This is a genomic window from Candidatus Roizmanbacteria bacterium (genome assembly GCA_016700135.1).
GTDB lineage: Bacteria > Patescibacteriota > Microgenomatia > UBA1406 > GWC2-37-13 > UBA1450.
The window spans coordinates 606,585-630,146 of the sequence record CP065004.1 but is presented as its reverse complement, the minus strand read 5'-3'; the positions used below and the strand labels follow the sequence as shown (position 1 = coordinate 630,146).

The 23,562-nt window shown below is 41.8% G+C and carries 15 protein-coding genes; 1 reads left to right on the top strand and 14 read right to left on the bottom strand.

Going from position 1 to position 23,562, the window contains the following annotated elements; genetic code table 11:
• Window positions 1-42: 42 nt before the first annotated feature.
• The 12 genes from IPM65_03435 to IPM65_03380 all read right to left on the bottom strand — a co-directional run bounded on the left by IPM65_03435 (window position 43) and on the right by IPM65_03380 (window position 20,333).
• Entirely contained in the window at window positions 43-4,386 is a 4,344-nt protein-coding gene (locus tag IPM65_03435; protein QQS44625.1) for a LamG domain-containing protein, read from the bottom strand.
• 14 nt (window positions 4,387-4,400) lie between these two features.
• Entirely contained in the window at window positions 4,401-5,627 is a 1,227-nt protein-coding gene (locus tag IPM65_03430) for a tail fiber domain-containing protein (GenBank protein ID QQS44624.1), read from the bottom strand.
• A gap of 133 nt (window positions 5,628-5,760) precedes the next feature.
• Window positions 5,761-6,006: a hypothetical protein gene (locus tag IPM65_03425; GenBank protein ID QQS44623.1), complete on the bottom strand. Its 246-nt coding sequence runs from the start codon at window positions 6,004-6,006 to the stop codon at window positions 5,761-5,763.
• Between the two features lie 512 nt (window positions 6,007-6,518).
• A complete protein-coding gene (locus tag IPM65_03420) occupies window positions 6,519-6,719 on the bottom strand; it encodes a hypothetical protein (protein QQS44622.1) in 201 nt (66 codons plus the stop codon).
• A 173-nt stretch (window positions 6,720-6,892) separates the two neighbouring features.
• Complete coding sequence (locus tag IPM65_03415) at window positions 6,893-7,261, bottom strand: hypothetical protein (protein ID QQS44621.1); 369 nt, start codon at window positions 7,259-7,261, stop codon at window positions 6,893-6,895.
• 880 nt (window positions 7,262-8,141) lie between these two features.
• Window positions 8,142-8,444 carry a hypothetical protein gene (locus IPM65_03410; protein ID QQS44620.1) on the bottom strand — a complete coding sequence of 101 codons (303 nt, stop codon included), beginning with the start codon at window positions 8,442-8,444 and terminating at the stop codon, window positions 8,142-8,144.
• 191 nt (window positions 8,445-8,635) lie between these two features.
• A complete protein-coding gene (locus IPM65_03405) occupies window positions 8,636-8,992 on the bottom strand; it encodes a hypothetical protein (GenBank protein QQS44619.1) in 357 nt (118 codons plus the stop codon).
• 47 nt (window positions 8,993-9,039) lie between these two features.
• Window positions 9,040-9,207 carry a hypothetical protein gene (locus IPM65_03400; GenBank protein ID QQS44618.1) on the bottom strand — a complete coding sequence of 56 codons (168 nt, stop codon included), beginning with the start codon at window positions 9,205-9,207 and terminating at the stop codon, window positions 9,040-9,042.
• Between the two features lie 170 nt (window positions 9,208-9,377).
• Window positions 9,378-15,170: a MerR family DNA-binding transcriptional regulator gene (locus IPM65_03395; GenBank protein ID QQS44617.1), complete on the bottom strand. Its 5,793-nt coding sequence runs from the start codon at window positions 15,168-15,170 to the stop codon at window positions 9,378-9,380.
• A gap of 476 nt (window positions 15,171-15,646) precedes the next feature.
• Window positions 15,647-16,327, bottom strand: coding sequence for a hypothetical protein (locus IPM65_03390; GenBank protein QQS44616.1), 681 nt, complete (start codon window positions 16,325-16,327; stop codon window positions 15,647-15,649).
• A gap of 164 nt (window positions 16,328-16,491) precedes the next feature.
• Window positions 16,492-18,561: a hypothetical protein gene (locus tag IPM65_03385; GenBank protein ID QQS44615.1), complete on the bottom strand. Its 2,070-nt coding sequence runs from the start codon at window positions 18,559-18,561 to the stop codon at window positions 16,492-16,494.
• A 176-nt stretch (window positions 18,562-18,737) separates the two neighbouring features.
• Window positions 18,738-20,333: a hypothetical protein gene (locus IPM65_03380; protein QQS44614.1), complete on the bottom strand. Its 1,596-nt coding sequence runs from the start codon at window positions 20,331-20,333 to the stop codon at window positions 18,738-18,740.
• 795 nt (window positions 20,334-21,128) lie between these two features.
• Here IPM65_03380 and IPM65_03375 point away from each other — a divergent pair.
• The gene (locus tag IPM65_03375; protein ID QQS44613.1) at window positions 21,129-21,881 is read left to right on the top strand and encodes a hypothetical protein; all 753 of its coding nucleotides are present in this window, start codon (window positions 21,129-21,131) and stop codon (window positions 21,879-21,881) included.
• Here the strand turns inward: IPM65_03375 and IPM65_03370 are convergent.
• Both IPM65_03370 and IPM65_03365 read right to left on the bottom strand, forming a co-directional pair.
• Window positions 21,873-22,373: a hypothetical protein gene (locus tag IPM65_03370; protein ID QQS44612.1), complete on the bottom strand. Its 501-nt coding sequence runs from the start codon at window positions 22,371-22,373 to the stop codon at window positions 21,873-21,875. The genes IPM65_03375 and IPM65_03370 overlap by 9 nt on opposite strands.
• 83 nt (window positions 22,374-22,456) lie before the next feature.
• The gene (locus IPM65_03365) at window positions 22,457-23,524 is read right to left on the bottom strand and encodes a peptidoglycan DD-metalloendopeptidase family protein (protein ID QQS44611.1); all 1,068 of its coding nucleotides are present in this window, start codon (window positions 23,522-23,524) and stop codon (window positions 22,457-22,459) included.
• Window positions 23,525-23,562: the final 38 nt, after the last annotated feature.

Sequence of the window (23,562 nt, the reverse complement as noted above, 5' to 3'; positions counted from 1 at the left end):
CTTCATTCTACCTGTTTTTGATCGAAGGAACAAGAAGAAATATCACTTGAAAACAACCGCTCCGCCTTTATATAGTTCCTTTATCTGAGTTGTGGTTAAGGGATAGTTATAAATACGAACATCATCGAGTTTACCGTCATAAAAACAAGTCACATTAAGATCATTTCTTGCACCGATATAGATACTGCCTGAAGGATTGATTCCATTATTTCCGTTTGTATACGAAATCTGCTGGACTCCGTCAATATATGCCTTTGTTCCTGAAGAGGTAACAGTCACCACAAGATGATGCCACGTGCTGTCAGATAATCCGATTTGTGTCTCTACATCCTGAGAAAGGAGCGGGATACCATCATTGCTATCCATAATGCTCACAAGGATGGTGCCGGGAGTATTGATGGCATTACTATCTTCATTAAAGTAAATATTGAGTGAATTTGCGGTCTGAATCGTCCCATGACTGTACATATATTGATATCCCGTGCCGGTATTGTCAACTGAGTTGAACCAAAATGAAACCGTAAACTCCTGTCCGAGATCCATATCAGGAATGACCAGCCTATCGTCTACCTCATCAAAATCAAGGCTTGCCTCCCATTGACCTGATGCTCCGTTTGCCCACATTTCCGTGCCGCTTCCGGACGTACACGTCCCGACACTAGTGTTGCCGGAGGATCCGGCAGTTATTGTCCCGTTGTTCCCCGCTGTACCCGTGGGTGTGAATGCAGAGTTATTGGCTGTTGTCCCCTGACATTCATCCAGACGATAATGTGCAATTGGTGCCCCTTTACTGTATTCCCAGGCTATTTGAGCGGGAGTTCTGGCGTAGTCGTAAATCCTTACATTGTCGATTTTCCCGTTAAAATTTGAGGATGTAAAAGATGAGTTACATCCGACGCACAAGAATCCGGAATTGTCTACAATTTCTTCCGTGCTCGATGTATCCTCGTCAATAAGTGCCCCGTTAATATACAGCCTGCTGGTATTTGTATTTGTATTAAAAGTTGCAGAAACAAAAACCCATTGATTTGTAGGGAAATCAGTAGTAGTCTCAACTATTGGATTTTCACTCGTACCTGACCCTGTTTTAAATCGGCCAATTATTTTTTGAGGACTTTCGGCTCCGTTAATTTGTAAATAAAAATCACCGTGGTAAGGTGATCCCGTATTGGCTTTACTCAAAATCCTTTCGTAATTACTGCTCCCGTTCCAATAAACCCACATACTAACTGAGATACTTCCGTTCTGAAAATCAAGTGATGCAGAGTCGGCAACACGAACATAATCATCAGTGCCATCCAGCTCTACGGCACTTCCGGCCATATGGTCAGGTCCGAGTCCCCATGTTGGATCCGAACTGTCAACTCCGCTGGCTGAGCCTAATTGACCGTTGTTCCCGTTCGTACTTGTATCATATGCCGTCTGTCCCGTTGCTTCTTCAAAATCAAGTTCAAGTACGGGAGCACTGCAGGTAGAGGTATCGCCGGGTATACAATATGAACGGTCGGATGAATTTGATGGAGATGTCCCCCCTACTCCGGTGCTCTGTGCACCAAGAACCAGTGACTTGCCTCCCTGAAGATCCATTTTAATTTGCTCTGCCGTAAGAGCAAAAGGGTAGATCTTGACTTCATCAATGATACCCTGAAATGTCCTGTCTCCACCCAGGCGATTCCCAACCGTCAGACTGTAACTGGCATCTGTGTCAGGCGTACCCGTTCCTTCTATCTGTTCGGCATATGAGGCTTCAACTCCGTCTATGAATAGTTTCATGCGCGGAGTGGCACTTTCATCATATACTCCGACGACATGATACCAACGATTCAGCTGTATAGAACCGTTTGCAGCAGTAACCTGAGTTGCATTTGATGCCGTATCACGCTCTTTAAAGAATCGTATGCTTTGCTGTGAAGAATCATTCACAAGGGTAAGTGCCCAATTGGTATTGCTGGTATTGCTCTTATTTACAATTCTGCCGAACCCGCCTTCCCCATAACCTGTAGGATAGATCCAGGCGCTGACAGTCACTGTCGACAAATCATCGAGAGATTCATTCGAACCTGCATTTACATACCCTGATGTACCGTTGAAAGACATTCCTTTTCCGGATTTTCCGTCATTTGTCCAAGTAGAACCGCTGATTGTTGAGTCATTGCCCTGAGGACTACTGTCATGGGCAATCGTTCCGTATCCTTCATCCATCCTCAAGTGCAGAACCGTTGAGCCGACAGGTGTGCCGATGGTGGGATGACCGGCATTCATATCCTCAAGAATTTGTTCCTGTGTCCTGACGTAGTTGTAGATTTTAAAATCATCAATCAAACCGGGATAATCGGTATATCCGTTTCCGCCGATGAGAATTTGTTTACCGGTATCAACTTCTCGTGTACCGGTAGGAGATGTAGTGGATTCAAAAGAAATTAAGTTCCCGTTTTTATAAAATTTCACACCGGTACAACTCGTTGTACCATCCCACGTCCAGGCGATATGCTGCCATTCTCCGACTGTCATGTTTACAGCTGGCACAGTGCACATCAAATCATCACCGGTATAATAAATTGTGAGTGCATATTTATTACCATTCGATCCGATTTTCCATCCGTTGTTTGTGTCAGCGGCTTTATCAAATATTTCATAACTCCCCGCTGTGGGATTGAGCCAAGCTGACCAAGTATATTTCGGTTGATAATCGAGTGTTGTCGAACTCGGAATCGTGATCCGATCTCCGCTTCCGTCGTGCGATGTTGCAGAACCGTATTTCCCCTGGACCCATTTGGTATTCCCGGACCAAGCACTGGAGTTATTCCCGTTGCCGCTGCTGTCATAAACAGTAGTGCCTGAACCTTCATCCAGTTTCCAATAACCGACAGGTCCGGGAGACCAATTATAGAGTGACTGTATCTCCTGCGCAGTAAGTGCCCTTTGATACGTTCTGATTTCATCCATTGCGCCGAGCCAATGGTAACTGGTCGTATTGAATGCTCCCAAATATTCTGTTGCTCCTGAGGGGTTGAGAACTCCCGATGCATTACCTGTCGCGACTGCTACCCCATCCCAATAGATAATGGCTTGGGACCCGTTATAAGTCGCTGCTATATGATGCCATGTATTTTGGGTCCAGGTGAGTCCTGAAGTATTCAGGTTGAGACTTCCTCCCGTCGGATTCATAGATAAAGTAAAGTCATCTTGATTGGTATTGAACATCAAACTGAAATTCGACACTGCCCAAATATATCTATTACTCGCCTCCGTTGTTGTAAAGTCGGGTTTGATCCATACACTTACCGTCATCTCCGACGTTCCGTCAAAGTAATTAAATCTATTCAGATTTACATAATCATCCACTCCGTCAAACTGACATCCCGTACCGTAAACACCTTCTGCAGTACAATCCATTCCTGTCCCGTTGTCTCCTGTCGAATTATCTCCATAGAGTGTAATATTATGAGAAGTACCTGAGGAGTTGGAAAGAGTCTCTCCTTCAGCATCAACTCCTGCCTCGTCCATTTTCCAATAAGTGATCAGCCCCTGACTCAAAAAACTGTAATCAGCATCTCCTATCCGAATACTTGAGCCATGAGATCCTCCTCCCTGAAAGTCCATTTTTATCTGATCGGGAGTACGTACATATGAATATATCCTTACTTCGTCCAGAAATCCTTCATAGAATTCCAGCTCTGCAGCAGATGAACCCAGGTAAAACGGTTGATTGTTTGCTGATAATACCATGTCATGGTCCTGTCCGTTATCCGTCTTCAATATACCGTTGACATAAAAATCGATATCATCTAAGGCATCTGAATAAGTCATAGCCACATGAGTCCATTGATTTGTCGGAATATTTGCATCAGTCGTAGCCGTGCCCTTCCATCCGGCTTGGTAGTTTCCGAAATTAAGTTCATCTCCATAGATTTGAAGATAATAGTTAGCTTCATTCGTTGAGTTCCCTTTATACACCAACGTATAGTACGTACCGCCATTGAGGGTAGTAGGTTTAATCCACAACGAAATACTAAGTTCGCTTTCAATATCAAGGGCTGCATTATCTGCCCGCTGTACATAATCTTCTGACCCATCAAATTTCAAACACTTTTCACTTATACAATACTCTTTAGCCTGCCATGTAGGAGCAGACGAACCTGTCCCCAGAGTTCCGGTCATTCCGTTTCCTGACGAATCATTCACGGCCGTACCGTATCCCTCATCAAATTTCCAGTATGCGACAGGATCCAAAGAACTTGCCTTAAATAAACCTATTTGTTTATCAATAAATCCAATAATTATGAAAGCAAGAATCAAACCTCCACCTGCCAACATGACAGTTCTTTTCCGTTTTCGGAGAAAATCAATCAGTAGTTTCTTTATTTGCTTAATCCTTACTTTCATAATAACGGTAGATTTTATTCAATAATCATCCAGTCGATTTTTCCGTTCAAAGGTGCAGGTACTGAGAACTGGAGACGGAAACCATCCGTCCGTTTCTCTATGACTGCTACATTTGTAAGCCAAGTCGGAGTAATGTTTACAGCATACTCGTCCGTATCTTTCATGCTCTCAAAATCGATATCAAGGTAAGTTGAGCTAAATACTGCCGGCACGTCAATTCCTCTGAATTGATCATTTCCTTTGATCACCCCTGTTTCTATTACCAAATCTCCTTCTAACATGATAAAGTCTCCGTCCGTATCAATTTTTGACTTACCTGCCATAAATTCGATTTCTCCAAGTCCGAGATGTTGAATCTTGAGAGATCCTCCCAGCGTAGAGATAGTAGCAGCTGGTGTCGCGAGTGAGTCATCAAATCCGTTGATAATCAAAAGTCCGCTGCTGATCTCCCCTGTTACGGCAAGATTGTTTACATTCGTATCTCCGCTCACTGTCAATGCAGAGAGAGTTGCTTCATCTGACTGAAGACCGAGAATTTGACCATCGATGAGCTCGGCCAGATACGTACTCAAATCAGCAGAACCGGATGCCTGAATACCAGTAAATAATTGTTCAAGGAATCCTACACGATCATTCAAATTATCGAGCGAGGCTGATGCAGATGCCTGTTCAAGCGCATTGAGTCTTTCTTCAATGGTAATAAGCCGTGTCTCAATCTGACTGTCTTTTTCCGCCAGTGCTTCAACCTCTCCTTCAACCGCAGCCGTCCGATCAGCGATATTCTCTGTTTCCTCAGTAAGAGTATCAATAAGACTGCTTGTTACTACACCCGTATCTTCATTTACTACAAGTGCAAGCTCCTCCGTCAGTTTTGTGAGACTGCTTTGCTGACCTTCAATCTGAAGTTGCTGCTCCTGCACGGCAGAAATCAGAATCGGGGTAAATGATCCGTAGGATACAGATTTCAATCCGTTTTCATCCGTCTGTACAAATTCGGGGAACAATGTTTCAACTTCCTGGGCAATAAGTCCGAAGCGCTTATCATCATCATTTTGAGTTTTCCACTTGAATGAAACAGGTCTCAGCTGATTGAGTTTTTCAAGATTATAGATGCTTGAAAGTGTCTCAACATCTTCCTTTAATGTAGCATCAGAGGTACACGTCCAGGTAGTCGTTGTAGGATTGATCTCACAGTACCCGTCTGAATCTTGGAATCTGACCGGCGGTGCCGTCGAACCCACGATTACATGCAATGTCCGTGCAGGAGCAGTTGTCCCGATACCGACTGCAGATCCGTCTGCCCATATATTTCCGCTGTTTGCTTTCAGAACAATATTTCCTGTCCCATAGGTCTCGATGGTCAGATCATTGTTCTCAAGGCTTCACTGGACACGATACTGAAGGCCCGTCCGATTTTATGTATGATGCTGTCTGATTCGTGAAGTACAAATCATATGCGACAGACACATCACCGGCTGCATTAAATGATGTCGGAACATCAATGTTGACAGCAGATGTTGAGAATCGCGCAATATTCGTAAGTGATCCGCCTGCACTTACTCCTGCCAATGTCAATGTCCCATCACTCCCGATCGTGGGTACCGTAATTAATTGCATCATATGACAAATTGTAATCCTGCCGTACTTCCGAACAATTCCAATGACGTATTCGGTGCCGTAGTCCCGATACCCAATCTATTTTGATGTATCATTCCAGAAGAAATTTGCTGCATCCTGCGTGAAATTTGCACCGTTCCCAAACACAATTCCTCCGTTCATGACTGTTGAGTTGTCCAGATAATTCAGTTCTGCTGTTGAAATGGTAGCCCTGAAAGAATATTCAGCTCTGTTGCTGTCGCTGAGATTTGGGTTCCTCCGACACACAGACTTGTAAAGTTACCGCTGCCGTTGACATCGAGGTTGCATCCGAGGCTGTAGTGCGATTCCGAGTCTTCCTTCATCAGTCAATCTCATTTTTCAGTAAGTGACTGCAACGTGGTCCCTGACGAGCCCGACATCGGAAGTCTTAAAAATAATATCTCCGCCGTCTGCATTCCCGTTGCTTTACCGCCTGCGGGAATCATATTTGCTCCGGTAATATCACTGCACTGATCCTCCGGTGGCATTCAGTGTTATGTCATTCGGCGTAGCACTACTACTCCCCGACCGAAATACGTATCATTAATATATCCGTTTGCATTATTTCCACCCACGAGAAATTGGTTTGATGCAGTAGCTACGGCAGAGTAACCCAGCATGATAGACGAACTATATGCTGAAGCTGCGTTTTGAACAGCCCAGTACTGTATTGTAATTACCTCCTGACGTGACATCAGCATGCACCCACCATCGTATTGCTGTTTCCTGTTTGTATTACTTCCTCCTGCAGAATAACCCAGAGCTACGTTATATGCTGCCGTGAACCAATACCAGCCCAAGATCCTCCGATAAAGTTGTTGTATCCTGTAGTCAGTGTTGCGCCGGAATCATTTCTATCGGGACATTATTATTTTCCACTGGTAACACTTTGTCCGCCCATGCTCCTACAAGTATTTTGATCGGCGTTAGTACTATTTAGATTAATGCTGCCATGACCAATGTTAATTGTGTAGCTCTGATGTGGTGCTGTACTACCTGCATCCAATCCCATAATGCAGTTTTCACCTGATGAACTGTGAGATAGTACCGTAGTTCCTCCAATTCTGTATACGGAAGATACATTAATATCTCCTGAAACATCCAGTTTGTGCCCCGGTGCTGTTGTACCAATTCCGATTCTACTGTTTGTTGTATCAATATTGAAAAGACCACTTTCAAAATTCAAGGCTGTGGTAGAAGTGACAAGATCCCAGTTTTGAGCCTGATTGGGTGCCACTCCCCTGCGCATCAAACACTATTCTTCCGCTGTTGTATGTTTTCAATTTCAGGTTATTGCTTTCATAACTTTCTCCGGCTTCGATGGTAAGAGGTCCGAGAGTCTTGATATAGCTGCCGACTGATTGGTAAACTGAAGATCATTTGCGATACTGACGATCTCCCGTCGCATTGAATGATGTCAGGACATCGATATTACTCCTGTTGTCGAGAAACGGGCAATATTAGTGATGAGCCACCGGCACTTTGACTCCGCCAGGTAAGTGTGCCGTCATTCCGATCGTGAATTTACCGTAATTACTGGCGTCATATGACATCTGAAATGCTGCTGTTGTACCAAATAGATCAAGTAGCGCGGTGCAGTTGTACCGATACCCAGATAATTGCTGCTATCATTCCAGAAAGAAGTAGCGGCATCTTGTGTGAAAGTGGCACCGTTGCCAAACACAATTCATCCGTTCGTGACCATTGAGTTATCAAGATAATTCCGGTTCTGCTGTTGAGACTGTTGCCCTGAGAAATATTGAGTTCAGTTGCCGTCGCTGCAATTGCCGTACCACCTATAGATGCTGTTAAAATTTGCTCCCTGCAACGCATTCAGAGCGTATGTACCTACCTCAGTTGTTCCGATACCGACATTTCCGTAAAGTCTGCATTCCCGACCACAGAAAGCGGGTTATTTGGTTCGTTGTTCGATCCCATTCTCCCCCGTATCGGTAATGGCCAGACTGGTAAAGTTAATTGGATTGATATAGGTAGTCTGATCCTGCCACATTCCTGCTTCCTATTAGCAAGATCTTTACCTGTTGATCTAGGGCATCAATACTAGCCGTGAATGTCTGTCCGTCAGTTATGTAGTTATCTTCAGAATATGTATGATTCTAGCGTTGCGCTTCCGTAACTATAAAGTTCCTACCGCTTACTATCCGGATATCACCGTTGACATCGAGAGCGTATGCAGGAGTAGTCGTTCCGATACTAACATACCCATCCTTTGTAATCTCCAAACTATCACCATTATTTGTAGTAAACCTAAATCCTCCTACTGTGCCATCTGTTGACGAAAGCTGATTCTTCGCGGAAGTGTTATATGCACATGTTTCCTGTTGCAGAGGTATTTCTGATATTGCCGTATTTTGATTAAGGTCGAGATACGTATTTGATCCTGTCCCCATATAATTCATTCTTTCAGTGCTGCCTTCTGTAGGCTAATTCCGTGTACGGAAGTCTGCCTCTTGAATGAGTTGAAGCTTTGCTGTGGGGTTTGTCGTACCGATTCCGATATTTCCGCCCGCTGGTAGAAAGCACTATTTGCCAGGTTCAGTCGTCATAATACGGAAGATATCCTGACGTAAGCGATGTGATAAGTGCATCATTACTGCTGTTTTGATCCAGGCTGAAAGTTGTGCCGATACATTGTTTGTATCAGAAGTGTCCCTGATCTTCCTGAAAGCAGATTCAGTTCAGTGGCAGTAGCACTAACTTGAGATCCCGCCAAATACAATGAGGTGGTATTTAACGATCCGTTAATATTTAAAGCGTATGTGCTCGTCGAAGTGGTTCCGATTCCGACATTATTTGCAATAAATACATCTCCTTCGTCAAAATATCCTGCCCATGCCTTACCACCTCCGGTATCGATTTGCGCAGCATAAATACCGTAAGCTTCCATGTTCGGAGTTTCTGCCATGAACATTCCGCCATGTCGCATTTGAGGATGCGCCGGCTCCATAAACGTTTGATATACTCCGATAGAATATCCCGTTGGAAGAAGTTGTATTAGTATAGAAGCCGTAAGCATTGCACCTGCCTCCACATTGGCGTGATAACCAGTGGAATATCTTCCAGCTGAGGATTAGTAACGACCATCTGGCCGACTGAGTCACCGGAAGCATTTGTAATTTCAGTATACCCTCCATAGGTGTATGCAGCCGTATCTGTATCCATCACAACATTAAATCCTCTCGTTAAAGTTGAATTAGCGATATCAAGCTTGTGACGGATTTGTTGTCCCTATGCCAAGATTGCCTCTGTCAAATATATGGTACTATTGGCCAGATTTGATCCGTCATAGTACGGAAGATATCCTGACGTAAGCGATGTGATAAATTGCATCATTACTGCTGTTTGATGCAGGCTGAAAGTTGTGTTGCGACATTGTTTGTGTCAAGTAATGTCCCTGATCTGCCGTCCAGTAAATTAAATTCTGAAGCAGTAAGTGTGAGATTTACTCCGTCAAGCAAATTCAATTCAGAAGCTGTTGATGTCACTTGAGTATCGCCAAGATAAAGAGACGATGCATTCAAAGACCCGCCGACATTTAACTTATATGTGCCTGTCGATGTTGTCCCTATACCAAGATTCCCTGTACTGTTGTTGATATAAAGATACTCATATGATCCGTCATAGAGACGTGTCGGCTGTGATATTGCTCCTCCCAGACTGAAAGTAGTACTTGCGAGACTGAGGCCGCTTCCTGCGGAATAGGTTGTATCGTTATCCGTTCCGGTAATTGTCAGTGTATCTCCAGATATCGAAGTTGTAATACTTCCTGAACCGTTTATTGTCAGTGTGTCCCCTGCAGTATTAGCAGTTGTACTCCCGCTGTCTGCAGTAAAGGTGGTAAAAACATCTATTGTTACTCCGGCAATTTCATTATCAACATATGATTTGATGGCAAGTTGTGTGGCAAGTGCAGTATCAGCTGCACCTGACCAGTCTGTCCCCGTTCCAGATACGATACTTGTGATTGAAGGTGTCGTTCCTCCGATCTGCAGTCCTGCAAACTGTACCGTATCAGATGTTCGTACATTTTGATCCATTGCATACAGCTCATTCGCTCCCTGTCCCGTGTTGATCGTCGTAAATGTTACTGCATCAGTCGTTGCTACACTCTGGTTCATCGCGCCCAGATATCCCCATTGTGACGTACTGATCGTTGCAGCTCCAATATTCTCCAACTGATCCACCTCTCCTGATGTCAATGCTGAAAGTCCGATCGTTGTATACAATGTATCCAAGCTTGACCCATCTGCTGAAATATCACGTCCGTCTACTGTTCCGCTCACCGCTATATCTCCGGTTACATCCAACTCCTCAGTAGGAGCCGTATTACCAATACCCACCCTGTCCGTCACGACCGCAGGATATACGTACCCGCTCCCTGAATTCCTCCCCCAATAATTCGTACCCAAACTTGTCGCGTCAACCCAGTTAAACTTACTGTTCGAATTATTGTATGTCAGTACCTGTCCGTCCCCAGGTGTCTGACCGTTGTCATCTACATCCGCAGGAAGTACTGACCCATCTGTGATCTCTCCCGTCTCAATGGTCTGACCGAGGAATGAAGTATTGGCATTGTAACCCTGCACTGTTGATCCGATATCGGTTGTTATCAGATCATTTGAACTATCCTGATCCCATGCTGATAGTTGTGTAGCTACATTGCTTGTATCCAGTAATGTCCCTGATCTTCCCGACAGCAAATTGATCTCTGTAGCCGTTGCATTAACTTGTGTACCTGCCAGATAAAGGGTTGTAGTGTTTAAAGATCCGCTTACATTTACTTTATAGGTACCGGTTACAGTAGTTCCTATTCCAATATTCCCTCCGGATTCATAGAGAATAGAGTTTTCAACATTATATTGATCCGTAAATTTTGCTAAGTAGCCTGTCCCTCCCGTACTGTCTACCCCTCCGCCTGCTCCCCCTGCACAAGAATCTCCGGTCGTACATATTCTGTAACTCCCCCAATAAAGACTTGCACTCGGAGCCGTTCCAGCTGAAATCGTATTCAATGTATCAGATATTCCCCCACTTGCACCAAGCCTGATTGCTCCCTGGACATCAAGAGCCGCGACAGGAGCAGTGGTTCCGATTCCGACATAAGAGCTGAGCAACGAAATTCTATCTATGGTGTCATTGAAAAACTCTATTCGGGCAGCTGATGAGGCGGTGTTTCCGAGACCGAGAACACCGGATGAAGTGAAGTACAATTCGGAACCGGGGGTTCCGCTTGTGAATGCATCACCTGATGTAATATTACCGACTGCTGAAATTGATGAATTTCCTACTCCGCCGATAGCACTATCCAAATCTTCAAGAACTGATTGCAAATCCGAAGCGCTGCTACTTGAAATACTTGAACTGTCAACTCCGATAAGACCCGCACCCGAGATAGAACTTAAAGCCGTTGTTCCGATATACAAATCACTCCCGCTTGCAATTCGAATATCTCCTGACACATCCAGTTTGTATCCCGGAGCTGTGTTCCCTATCCCTACATATCCTGTTGCTTCATCAAGGAATAATAGTTCATTAGAACCGTCGTTAGAAATTCTGATATTCCCCTGTCCGGCATTCATGAGAATTGAGTTGCCTGCTTCATAAGCTTCCTGAAGCGTGGTTGAGGCTCCGCTAATATCCGTCCAGGAAGAACCGTTAAATATTTTTACTTTATTAACGTCCGTATCATATGCTAAATACCCTTCACCCACTGATGGATTATTTGAAGCAAGATTGGCTGAAGTCGCATTCGGTAATCTCAATCCCTGAGGAGCAGTTGAACCATAGTCAATAGAGGACAAGTCCAGGAATGCTCCGGATGCAAACGTCAAAGTACTGGCAAAATCACTAGTGGTAATTGTTCCGTCCGTAATCTCACTGCTTTCAATAGTCTGACCGAGGAATGAAGTATTTGCGTTATAACCTTGTACGGTTACTCCTATATCCGTTGTTATCAGATCATTTGAACTGTCCTGATCCCAGGCTGATAGTTGTGTAGCTACATTATTGGTGTCAAGCAATGTCCCGGACCTGCCGTCCAATAAATTAAATTCACCTGCTGTTAATGTAAGACTTACTCCATCAAGCAAATTTAATTCTGAAGCATTTGAAGTTACTTGACTGCCAGTCAAGTAAAGACTTGATGCATTCAAAGATCCACTAACGTTTAATTTGTAAGTACTTGTCGTTGTTGTACCGATTCCGACATTCCCTGTGCTTGTATTCATATACAGATATTCGTATGACCCATCGTATAATCGTGTACTTTGATTTAAAGCACCGCCAAGAGTGACAGTATTTCCTGATTCAGAAATTCCGTTTTCAAAAGTATATGCTGCCCCTCCGATTTGTGCATCGACGTATGATTTGATAGAAAGCTGCGTAGCAAGTGCGGTATCAACGGCCCCTGACCAATCTGTTCCCGTTCCTGAAACGATACTGGTGATATTCGGCGTTGCTCCCCCAATCTGAAGTCCTGCAAACTGCACAGTGTCAGATGTCCTCACATTCTGGTCCATCGCATACAACTCATAGGCTCCCTGTCCCGTATTGATCGTTGTGAAAGTAACGGCATCTGTAGTACTTACACTCTGATTAAGAGACCCAAGATATCCCCACTGGGTACTGCTGATTGTTGTAGCTCCGATGTTCTCGAGTTGATCGACCTCTCCACTCGTCAAAGCCGAAAGTCCGATCGTCGTGTAGAGAGTGTCAAGATTTGATCCGTCAGCTGAAACATCACGTCCGTCTACGGTACCTGATACTGCTATGTTTCCCTGAACATCTAACATCTGGGTGGGTGTCGAAGTCCCGATTCCGACTCTATCTGTCACGACCGAAGGATATACATACCCGCTCCCTGAATTCCTCCCCCAGTAATTCGTCCCAAGGGTTGCAGGATCAACAAATTCAAGTCCCGTACCTCCTGCATTCACCCGTACGACTCTCGCTGCCTGGCCCGAATAACTTGAAGGAGTATCGCTCAGTCCTGTAAAAGCCGTTACATCATCTGAAGCATTCTGATCCCAGGCTGATAACTGTGTAGCTACATTATTGGTGTCAAGCAATGTCCCGGTACGGCCAGTCAGTAGATTTATCTCATTTGCAGAAGCAGTTACCTGGGTACCTGAGAGATACAAAGTACTTGTATTTGTTGCACCATTTACAGTGAGAGCATATGAACCTGAGGGAGCTGTACCTATACCGATATTGCTTGCAAGGTCTACATCAATCACCCCAGAGCTATTTTCAGAAAGGTTAAAATTATTTACGAAATTGATCGTATCAAACTGAGAGTCAGCAGAACCTGCAGGGATAGAGCCGTCCTGTTGTACGTCCACAACGCCAGATACACCGGAGGAATCGGGGCTACAGGTCCACCGTGAAGTTGTCGAATTCCATTTTAAAACCTCACCGTTTGAACAGCCTCGGATAAGACCTATTTGATTACTTAAGATCTCAAAACCTGAGACGGAACTTGTTGTCGGTGAAGTTCCGGATGTAATAAGCGGCAGCGCATTCGGATTCAGCATACCGTTTGCTAAAGTGATTTGCTGTGTTCCTGAACCCGCATAAATCACACCGTCGACAACAACATCACCACCTGAAAAAACAAACCTATCAGAATCCGAGTAAGATAAAGTTCCCCAATTTGAGCCATCCGATGCCTTGAAATAGAGAGATGGCGTATTGGCATCATTTGCTCCGTCCCCCAAGTACAGAATATTCTGATCAATATCTATACCGAACGGAGAACTTGCTGGAGTTGTACCTCCCAATGAGAAATCTGCTGTTGAATAGTTATTCGGATAAATCACATCAGAAGCAATGGTCCATTTGGAAGAGCCTGATCCCATTGCAGCAGACATATTTTCAAGAACTGTCTGTAGATCTCCTGAAGCTGACTGTGAAATATTAGTGCCGTCTACGCCAATTAAAGATGCTCCTGAAGAAGATCCAATACTTCCCAACTGCACATTGCCGATATAAAAATCGGACCCGGCAGCAATACGGATATTTCCGCTTGCGTCTACCGAGAAGTTATCAAAAGTTATTGTTGCATTGGTACCAGTAAGATAACCGCCTGCGGTTAAGTCTATTCCCGTTACGGTATCAATAACATCCTGGAGATTAAATGTTAATTCATTTGCAGCCGACCGCGTAACGGTAATGTCATCTCCGCTTACAAAATTAACCGACGATCCATCTTCTATATTGTCGTAACTTACTCCGTCTACTTCTGTCGTCCAGTATGAATATCCTGATTGTGAACTTGCAATGGTTACTTTTTTACCGTCTACAGTCAGAGTAATCCCGCTTCCCTGCTCGAATGTTAACGTGTCAGTATTGCTTGATGCAGTAATTGTATTTGAACCAACCTTGATATTCTTAAAAATTTCCTGTGCCGAGCCTGGATCGATATTGGTTATCAAAGGGCTTTGTGTCGTGCCTGCAATACTGATACCCTTGCCTGCTTCGACCCCATACAGGACATTTGATGCCGTAATTCTACCTGTCCCCAAATCTAGATTCTGCCCTCGTGCATCAATATCATCTAAAAATACCGAGGGCCCGTTCACCTGTAGATCTTCTATTTTTACTGTAGAGCGAAAATCCCACCCGATATTACTAATGATGGAACGGGCTAAACGGCTTGATTCAGCTGCAAGTACATTCATGTCATCCGTTTCAGAAATGTTGCCCTCTTTTTCACCTAACGTCTTTTCTGACTTGGCCTGATACCTGTCCGACATAATAGATTTCACAGCAGGATAAGTAGCGACAGCCGCAGCAGTAACTATCATAAGTAAAACAGCCAGTGACAATACAGCAGCACGTTTAAAAATAAAGTCCACTACCGGGTAATTATGTTTCTGAATAGCTTGCTTTGATGTAATGCTGTAAATATGCTCCTGACTTTTTTGTTTTTTTATTGCATTGACTTGATTTTTGTATTCTTTCGCTTTAGGAACATCGCTCAACGCAAATTTTCGATATCCTGACGGAGTACGAACTGAAGTAAAAACTTTTTCCTCTTCCCATCGTCGAACTGTAGATGAAGATACACCTACCAGGTGTGCAAATTCTTTTGGAGACAGGTTGTAATCCTTTTGTTCAGTCGACATAAAAAGTTTGGTATATGTTTTCATTAAAACACAAAACAAACTATGATGTCCAGTGCGAATAAGGCTTTTTTAGGCCTGATTGTTAATATTATTAATTAGATCTCAGTATTTTCGAGACTTTGTTCAACTATTTTGAAAGTTATTAAATCCTTTCTTTATGCCCTAAATTATATTTCGCACTCTTATTAATACGTTGCTTCACTCCTATGATACGTACGCAAAATTATGAAGTAAAATCTATTAATTTAGGGCTCTATAAATTATAAAGAAGAATTTATCAATACTGTCTATCAACCTATTCTCACTCCTTTAAAAATACTTAATTTTCTCAAATATTTATACATATACAATGTGTAATTTGTGCAAAAATACACATCTCTTCTTCAATGATTGTCAGACAATAACGATGATATACGCAAGCACCACCGCCAATGCAACAAGAAGTACGGTGAAAAATGAGTTCATAATAATGCCTATCAAAATTGTTTTTTTGGCAAGAGGATTTCTCCCAATGCTTCTACACCCCGAAGCGCTATTCGACCGAAAAGGAGAAACCCGCTGATAAATGCTATTGCAACAACGACCGTTGCAAGTGTATACCTGAAAATGGGTGAAGTCCCTGCCAATCCTCCGGAACCAAGCCCGAAAATTTCGGAGACTGACCGTTTCAGAGTACTGACCATGCCCTGATCTGACAAACCGATACTATCTGCAGAAAAGGTGTCTCCTAATGTAGTAAAACGAATATCTATCAATCCTCTGATCAGCGCGCTCTCCTGAGGATTCAATGGTTTAAATGATTCTGTAGCGACTGCAACAATGATTCCATCTTTATCCGCCTTCATGGCTTGACCCGGGGTACTTGATGCAGTCAAAAGGTCTCCCACCTCAATGGGTCCGGTTTCACCGTTAACTAATATCTTTGTTTCTCCTTTATTGATCATCAAGGTGTCGGCCAACGCTGAATTTTCCTCTTCAACAATAATGTCCGCTTGTTCTACGACAACTCCTACCATTTTAGAGTCATATGGCTTATCACTTAGGCGGTATTTATTGTCTTCAAAAGAGACTATGGATCCGACAGGAGGCTTTTGTGTAAGGACAATATTGGTGGCCGCTGTAAAAGGTACATACGAATATACTTGCCGAGGATGCATGCTTGTACCAAGGATGAGAATACTTGCGGATAAAAAAATGGAATAAGTATATTTTGATATTGACATCTACATTCATTAAATCACGAAAGCCTATTCTCCGTCAAATTATGATAAAAAAAAGGTACCCTACTGTGTGCAACAGCAGGGTACCCTTAGGTTCAAGTTTACGGTTCAACGTTTGCTTCCGGTGAAGCCTCTTCGGGTAACTCTATCTTTTCTTCAAGATTTGTTGCCGGCGGTGAGGGTAAAACTAATTCTGCAGGTGACGGTGTCGGACTCGGAGCTACAGTTTCTTCTCCTTCTTCTCCAGCTTGCTGCGTTGCCTGCTGTTCCAGAGCCTCCTGATATTTCGCCTTGAAATCTTCAAGAGTGCTTTGAGCAGCTTTATAATCTTCCTGCTGTGTCGCAGGATCTATCAGCCCTACTACAATCTGCATTTGGTCAACTGCAGGTCCGTAAAGGCCTTTTTGATAATATGTCCATGCAAGGTTGTAGTGAGCGTTCGCCCAATCCGGTTTCAATGATACAGCCTGTTCAAACATCTTCTGGGATTCATCATAGTTCTGGAAAAGATAATATATTCCCCCCAGATCGAGTCTCAAGACAGGGTTACGGGGATCCAGAACAATTGCCTGCTGATAAGCAGACACTGCCCATACAGGAGCGTTTTCAGCGACATTCACAATCTGTCGATAAACACCTGCAAGTGTTTGCCAGTTCGTCACTTTCAAAGGATTCAGTGAAACTGCTGTTTTTGCCTCAACGATTGATGCCTGTATTGCCTGAGCAATGGTTTGTCTATCCTGATCAGTCAATGAGTCCTGTTCTTTTGCAGCTATATTATTGGCTACTAACAGATTAGTTTGAGCAAATTGTCTATGGAATTCTTCACTCGCACTATTGTATTGCAGTGCTTTGACCTGATTCTCATAGAGCTGCTGGAGACTATTTGAGGCTACTCCGTCAAGAGATTTCTTGAAGTAATATTCAGCCATAAAGTGTCGTCCCAGGAAATAAACTGTACTACCGAGTACCAGTAGACAGAGAACAATCATTCCGATAAATATTGGCATAAGCCCGGTCAAGTCAATAATATATTCTTCCTGTGATGATTTCTTGTGCAGGTCAGCGGCCATCAGTGCCAAACTGAGGAAGAACATAAAGAAGGAAATGATCGAAGGAGGAAGGATCAGCATGATTATCAGCGAGATCACAAACAGAGCTGCGGTCTCGATTTTTACATCTTTTATTCTCTTGAAAAAAAGTGAAACAAGCAGTGTAAACCCGACTAACCCTAAGATCCCATTTTCTGTCAATATGTGCAATAATACCGAACGTGAGGTATTGAATGAATTCACCTGCCACAGATCAGTCAGGTTGTAATTTATAGAACGAACCTGAGTAAAGAGTGTTGCAAAATTGTCGACACCTACTCCGAATAATGCTGTCATCGGGTTCTTCAAGACTTCAACAGCAGCATACCAAGACAAACCAAAGGGAGGAATCACAATTTGAGCACCTTCATTCATGATTTGCTGTGTTATCACAAAAATATGGAAGATGCCTGCAAGTAGTGTAAAAAGCGCAATCACTCCTAAAATTATCATCATGACTTTATTTTGATCATCATTATGTCTTTGTGATTTGTACATTCTCCACATGTAAAATCCGAGCCCGGCAAGTACAAATATCAAATATGCCAGAAAGTGAATAGATGATCCGATAGGATTGAATGTTGTATTTGTCAGGAATGACCAGTATGCCGGTAACGTTGCATTCTGGAACGGGTCAACCATAATAATCAAGGAAAAGACAGATACCAAGGCACCGGAAATCGCAAGGAGTAAAATCGGAGAAATACTTGCCTTAGAAAATACATGCGATGCATAAAAATAAAAGATTATGAACGCACTGATCATAACCAGCCCATATTGAGGGTTATAAATTGCCTGTAACTTATTCGGTGACATGAGTACGATAGAAAGGATATATGAGAGCAGTATCAAAATCATCGATTGTGTTGCCGGATTATGAATCCAAGTAAATTTTCTGCCGACAAGAAATTTGCCGAATGAAAGAAACAAAAGACCAAACACAGCAAAAACAAGAAAGTAAAATTTGCTGTATATCAAAAAGTCCCGTGTTATAGGCACAAAAAAGAGCGGGAACAAGAATACGATCCCGTATATAACAAATTGAAGGATCTTGTTAATAGATTTGGACTGTGTACTCATATTACCTGATTGTAGAGAGTTTTTATTAGGATGTCAATGCCTTTCTCAAAAAGCTTACAAAAAGTTTTGTGACAATCCTTTTCTGGTCACAATCTCCTCCCTATTTGACCGTTTTTTGACAAAATTTTCTGAAGACTAAAGAGGTCTTACCTCTTATATGTATAATTAAAGTGGAACTAATTCGGGCGCAAAAGAATTTTAACCTTGCCGCATTTTATTGGATTACCAGAGGTATCTTTTACACTACGAAACTCCTGAGGACATAATTCAGATTGCATTGCTTTCGGGTTTTCAAGTGCATATCCTACGATGTGAGTAGCTCGGACAGATATCCCGTATCCGGGTACAGTGCCTATTCCAATACTGGCTCCTCGTTCGATCGGACCATTCTCATTTGTGACTAGAACATCAATTTGCCCTACTAAACCGATAAGCTGCGAGTTATTGGTATTCTCTTTTGCATTTCCGATAAAGCCGGCCGTACCTGAAATTGCTCCCACAAGGACCTCCTCTTTTTTTGCAGCAGAAATGCCTGTCTCAGAAATTGCCATTATAGTTCCTAACGGATATTCTGTCAGAGAACTTATTTCAAAATACTCAGCAAAATCTGCTCCTTTTGTTTCATAAGATACCCCATTGTTATTGAGTCTTATTGACCCCACCTCAACTCCGGCTTCTTCTTTTGTAACATCAGCTCGAAAAGAAATAAATTTTGCATTGTCACTTGTACTTGGAGTTGCAAGTCCTAATGACATAACTTGTGTGTTCTCAGAATCTTCAATACTGATATTCTTAATGCTTGCTATTGGGTTGTATGGTTCGAGGCCTGCTATTTCAAGTTTTGAAGTCGGTTCAAAAATTCCTATCCCCACATTCCCTGAAGGTATGAGTGTATATCCTCCTGCATCGGGCTGTAATGTTATGTTCCCCTCTCCCCCACTAATTGTTTTGAGGCTTAATGAAGCTCCTTCTATAGTAAATTCTCCTGACGTTGCTTTTAGCGCTGGATCAGAGGCTTCAATGAGTATTAATCCATTTTCATTAAGATATGGAATGTCATTGGTACCTGTTCCTACCGATTTACCGGATACCTGAGCTGAATTTTGTGAATAGGTAGAGCTTAATATCCGATAGCGGGGCATAATCTCTTCTCCTGTTGAAATAGCAACTCCCAAAAAAATGACTTCATTTGTAAGGACTGCTTCAGGAATAGGATCCATACTACAATCGGATCCTAATATAACCGTAAATTCACCGCGATAATCCGGTTCTATTCCTTCTGTTCCAATGCATCTGCCTTCATATAATGGAGATCCTGTATTAGGCTGAGCGTACAAACGAAATATGACATCAGTTTTCGTATCAATAGGATTTCCTTCCGCGTTTTTCAGCGTTCCTCTAAAGGGCAAGGTTCCGTCAGATGATCGCTCAACTTCAACGTTTGCAGGCTTATATATTAAATACAAACTCAAAATTACTAGTAATAACGCAAAGAGAATCAGAAGTAATGAAAATACTTTTTTCCTACTCGTGTTAAAATTACTTACTTGATTCAGCGGATTTTCAAATTGAGAACTTCTTTCCTCCACCTTCTCTTCAACTAAACTACTAAGGTACTGATATTCTGATTTAGTAACCTTATCACTCTCTTTAAGCCAATTAATCCATTCCTTCAATTCATTTTTCAGATCTATGAGTTCTTTAATATCTCTCGTTGAAAAAAGTCTGCGATGGATTGTGTGTTGTAGATTATCAATCGTTTTTTTAGCCATATCTACTAACAATGATAACATGTAGGTTATAAAAGAATCCTTACAATCTTAACATTATCATATATGGTTACGACGATAAGAATTAAAAGAAGTACTAACGTAAATTTTAAAATTCCAGCGGTAACTATTCTAATTTATAGGGCTCAATATAATATTATTACGTACGAACATATTTTAAATTAATCACAATTGAATTATAAAGTCTTTAGGCTTTTGTAAGCCCCATATATCAATTATTGTTGCCTTATATTTACATATTTAAGCTGAGTTCTATATCTCCCACAACTATTAATTTACTATAAGTTTAAATCATTAATATAGATTGCTCTTTCATTCTATATTTGATTTTATCATTGAATATTTAGTTTGGACCCATGTTATCTAATAACTTATATTAATATATAATCAATGTTAATTTATATCCCTTATATTTATATATGGCTTTGTTAAAATACCTTATTCCTGATTTCCTTTGTCCAAGAAGTAGATAAGACTTGACCCTATAGTACTTATATAAACAATTATAAAGATATAGTCTCAATTTTTGATAATAATCACTATTATTCCTAACGTCAGAACGTAATTGTACTGCTATTGTAGGCATTTTCGAGATACTGTTAGGACAACCTTTTCAATATTTGATTTTTTCTAGCCTTTTATTAAAGTCTAAAATACTTGTATCAACCTTTAGCAGATTTATATAAAATCTGATAATTAATCTTTGTCATAGCGCTTTATAGAGCTTAGATATTTTATACTATTGACAGGCGTAAGTTTTTCTGTTAATTTTTAAACATGGGAATCAAAGATCGACGAACGAAAATTTTGCTCGCATTGGTTTTAATGTCAAATGATACTTTTACCTCTTTGACTTTTACTTCTGATATATGTGACGTTTTTGATTTAACGCTTAATCGAAAAACGAGAGCTACATTTACAGACCTTGTTAAAGACGGACTGATTACGGATCAAAGTGACGGTGAAATTTTGAAGTTTACCCTGACGGAAGAGGGTCATAAGGACATCGCTTTAAACTTTCCTGTATTTAGATTTTCTCGTGAAAAGTGGGATGGATTATTTCGAATTTTGTCTTATGAAATTCCGGAAAAGAAAAGAGAATTACGGGATAAATTAAGGAGAGAAGTTGCCAGCTGGGGTTTAGGTCCATGGCATCGTTCGTTTTGGTTGACTCCTCATCCCATAGTTACTTCTTTGCGAAAGTTGGTTTCAGAAAAAGAAGAAGAACAGTACGTACAGGCTTTTGAGTCAACGCATGTATTTGGAGATAGAGAGCTTCTTATAGAGAAGGTATGGGGTAAAAAGAAGCTTGAGTCTCAGTATAGATCCCTATTTAAGAAATGGCATCAAATACTTTCTAAAGACCAGGATAAGGTTACCAAAATGAAACATGTTGTGACTGAGTATGTAGATATTCTCAAGGAAGACCCGGGACTGCCTAAACAACTAATCGGAGACAACTGGATCGGTTATGAAGCTGTTTCTCTATTTAGAGAAATCAGGGATATACTTCTTACTGCTTCAAAGTAGCTGTACTGCCACTTTTTCGCCGAAATTCAACGTATGAAATTGCCCACCCTTAGCTTCTACTGATTTTCGTCCTAACTCGTCAATTATAGGTGAATTTTCAGGCATATATACTGTAATTAACTTATTCCCAGATACATACCTTTCAACCGTAAAAGGTGAAATGTGTTGCTTCGCTCCAACTATCACTAATTGATCTTCTAAGTCAATAAAAAACATGTTGTCATAAAAAGATATTTTGATATTTTCTTTGTAATCATTCTCGTAAAGAATACGATATCTGTCCTCTAATACTTCCCTGCTTGATCTTCGGGAAGAAATGAAGTTACCGATATTTCTGGAATAATAGGGAGTACTTTTACCGACACATGAGAGTATGTCTTTTGGACTCCCTTCTGAAGCAACAACCGGCCTTTTACCGAGTGCTTTCAATACCACAGTGGTCCCGGATTTTTCATTACAAATTACGATCGTATCTTTTTCTGAAAAAGACATGAACGTGTAAAAAATATTTAGAATAGCTATAATAAGCCCCAAAATACTTACTATACGGACCGATACGTATGTATGCTCCATGATTATTGTAGGAACCCTAATGGATTTACCTGCGCTCCTCCTGACCGTATTTCGAAATGCAAATGAGTACCGGTAGATCTTCCTGTCGATCCCATCACTCCGATTCTCTGCCCTTTTGAAACTACTTGTCCAGCTGATATTTCTATCGCAGACAAATGTGCATATAGCGTCTGATAACCGTTCCCATGATCCACTATGATATGACAGCCATATCCGTATGCCAAACAGCCAGTATAAGTGACTGTTCCTGTATCCGATGCAATAATTGCCGGAGCTGCTGAATTTGCGATATCCAATGCCATGTGATACCACACAGGATATGTGGTAATTGATCCGGATGTAGGCCAAATAAATGAGGATGTTCCCTGTACACCTGCCTGTGCTTTGGCAACATATCGGAATTGTGCCTGTTGAGGTGTAGGTTTATCCTCTATGGTGCCATCTGGGACATATAGTGCTTGTCCCGGTGTAAGCTGAAATGTATCTGGGTCAGCAAAATCGTTGAACGGGAAATTTACAATATTCTGTGCGTCAACATTATATTTTTTAGCGACTGCATAAATATTGTCTCCTGCAACCACCTTATGGACGATTCCAGTTACCGGCGGTATATCTAATTCTTGTCCTGGCTTGATAATATCAGATTTTAGATCGTTCGCCCATTTTATGGTATCAATTGACACATTATAGCGTGCTGCTAATGAAGCTAGGGTTTCGCCTTCTGATACTGTATGTTGATAAACTTTGTCCCTCGGTTTTGCAGAAACAACAGTAGTAACGGGATTATCAAAAGGATCAAAACTAATCGAAGCACTTTGGAAATAAGTCTGTTGTCCCGGGATATCATCCTCAAAAGGGTTATTTTCCGCAATAGCCGGGCCAGCTACTAAAACTGTAATAATGAGGAGAAAAAAAGATGTATTTAAAAATGAACTAGAGTATTTCCCTCGTTTCACAACCAACAGAGCAACAACGACATCCTTGAATTTTTCAATTTGATTGCCGTAATAGAGTGCCCTTGAAGTAAAATACCGCTTGAGAAACAGAATAAATTCTCTGATATCTTTCATAGAGATAAACCTCATTTTACTACACAGGTAAATGATTT

Coding starts and splice junctions, on each gene's coding strand:
- IPM65_03385 (QQS44615.1), bottom strand. CDS start 18,561: ATGAGTACACAGTCCAAATCTATTAACAAGATCCTTCAATTTGTTATA.
- IPM65_03405 (QQS44619.1), bottom strand. CDS start 8,992: ATGGAGCCGGCGCATCCTCAAATGCGACATGGCGGAATGTTCATGGCA.
- IPM65_03380 (QQS44614.1), bottom strand. CDS start 20,333: ATGGCTAAAAAAACGATTGATAATCTACAACACACAATCCATCGCAGA.
- IPM65_03390 (QQS44616.1), bottom strand. CDS start 16,327: ATGCATCCTCGGCAAGTATATTCGTATGTACCTTTTACAGCGGCCACC.
- IPM65_03395 (QQS44617.1), bottom strand. CDS start 15,170: ATGTCGACTGAACAAAAGGATTACAACCTGTCTCCAAAAGAATTTGCA.
- IPM65_03410 (QQS44620.1), bottom strand. CDS start 8,444: ATGAATTATATGGGGACAGGATCAAATACGTATCTCGACCTTAATCAA.
- IPM65_03370 (QQS44612.1), bottom strand. CDS start 22,373: ATGTCTTTTTCAGAAAAAGATACGATCGTAATTTGTAATGAAAAATCC.
- IPM65_03435 (QQS44625.1), bottom strand. CDS start 4,386: ATGAAAGTAAGGATTAAGCAAATAAAGAAACTACTGATTGATTTTCTC.
- IPM65_03420 (QQS44622.1), bottom strand. CDS start 6,719: ATGTCACGTCAGGAGGTAATTACAATACAGTACTGGGCTGTTCAAAAC.
- IPM65_03365 (QQS44611.1), bottom strand. CDS start 23,524: ATGAAAGATATCAGAGAATTTATTCTGTTTCTCAAGCGGTATTTTACT.
- IPM65_03425 (QQS44623.1), bottom strand. CDS start 6,006: ATGATGCAATTAATTACGGTACCCACGATCGGGAGTGATGGGACATTG.
- IPM65_03375 (QQS44613.1), top strand. CDS start 21,129: ATGGGAATCAAAGATCGACGAACGAAAATTTTGCTCGCATTGGTTTTA.
- IPM65_03400 (QQS44618.1), bottom strand. CDS start 9,207: ATGGATACAGATACGGCTGCATACACCTATGGAGGGTATACTGAAATT.